Raw genomic sequence first — 860 nt, 5'->3', positions numbered from 1 at the left:
GCATCGCCCACGCCGATGTCATAACGGACATAGCCGCCGATGCGCAGGCAGGTTTCGGTGCCGGGGATGTAGAAGTAGCCAGCGCCGTAGACGTCGCAGATCTTGACGTATTCAGCGGGTTCCGGCTCGGCGACGACGACGGCGTCGGCGGCGCGCGCACCGGAAACTGCGATCAGGGCCGCAGCGGAGCCGAGGAGAAGGCTCTTAATGTTCATTTTCTGACCTCCAGTCAGAATCGAACGAAATCGCGTTGATTTCAGCGTATTTTGGCGTCGAAACGCGCGGCGCCGATAGCGAGATACCTAGCTATCTGTCTGTTCTAACGGGGTAATTTTTGAGATGCCGCCAACGGTGCGGGCAAAAATGGCGGAGAGGATGGGATTCGAACCCACGAGAAGCTTTTGACCTCTACTCCCTTAGCAGGGGAGCGCCTTCGACCACTCGGCCACCTCTCCGTTGCGCCGCTGGATAAAGAAAAGCGCCGGCACAATCAACAAGCCCCAATCATTATCTCGGAAAAAGAAGCCATTATATGGAAAAATAACAACGCACCGAAGCGTGGCTTTCCACGGATGCGGCGGTTCTGCGGCAGTTTCCTGGCTAGCGACTCGGGGCATGGCCATGATTCCGTCGGCCGATCGCCGGATTCGGCGGCAAACAAGGAGTTGCGGACGGGTAGATGGTTAACGAGAGCTTTCTGAGTGAGGCCAAATCGTGTCATTTGTGCAACAACGCCGGGGGATAGCAGCCGAACAGCCCTTTCGCCGGTACGATCGTGGTTGAACGCCGCCGGCTCATGGGTAATGTCGATTTCGAAGGAGCGGCGCGGTGCGCATCTTTTTCGGTAGTGGGGATGGGGC

Annotated in this window: 2 protein-coding genes and 1 tRNA gene; all 3 read right to left on the bottom strand. The window is 57.8% G+C overall.

Annotated features, from left to right (window positions below):
• Positions 1-215 (bottom strand): porin (locus EN935_RS38150; RefSeq protein WP_206532505.1); only part of this gene is annotated, 215 nt, incomplete at its 3' end.
• A 149-nt stretch (positions 216-364) separates the two neighbouring features.
• Positions 365-455 (bottom strand) — tRNA-Ser (locus tag EN935_RS38145).
• A gap of 35 nt (positions 456-490) precedes the next feature.
• On the bottom strand, positions 491-860 hold a 370-nt coding region (locus EN935_RS41665), incomplete at its 5' end, for a hypothetical protein (RefSeq protein ID WP_206534698.1).

This window comes from Mesorhizobium sp. M7D.F.Ca.US.004.03.1.1, assembly GCF_003998635.1.
Lineage (GTDB): Bacteria > Pseudomonadota > Alphaproteobacteria > Rhizobiales > Rhizobiaceae > Mesorhizobium > Mesorhizobium loti.
This window is presented reverse-complemented; position numbering and strand designations above follow the sequence as displayed.